Annotated in this window: 1 pseudogene; it reads right to left on the reverse strand. The window is 75.8% G+C overall.

Going from position 1 to position 277, the window contains the following annotated elements:
* Positions 1-277, reverse strand: a pseudogene (locus tag D7V93_RS43895) (serine/threonine protein kinase); the annotation flags it as partial.

The raw sequence follows: 277 nt of genomic DNA on the forward strand, positions 1-277 counted from the left end.
GAGGCGGCGGGGTCCGCACGGCCAGGCTCTGCTCCAGCGCGGTGCGCAGGGCGAGCGCACTGGGGAAGCGCTCCTCGGGGGTCTTCGCCAGCGCGCGCAGGATGACGGCCTCCACCGCGGCCGGCACCCCGGGATGCACCGAGCGCAGCGGCGGCGGCTGCCGCGTCTGGTGCGCCACGAGCTGGGCGGTGAGCCCCTCGTCGGGAAAGGGCAGCCGCCCGGTGAGGAGCTGATAGGCGATGACCCCCATCGCGTACAGGTCCGCCCGGCCATCCAG

Origin of the sequence: Corallococcus llansteffanensis, from assembly GCF_003612055.1 — a bacterium.
Classification (GTDB): domain Bacteria; phylum Myxococcota; class Myxococcia; order Myxococcales; family Myxococcaceae; genus Corallococcus; species Corallococcus llansteffanensis.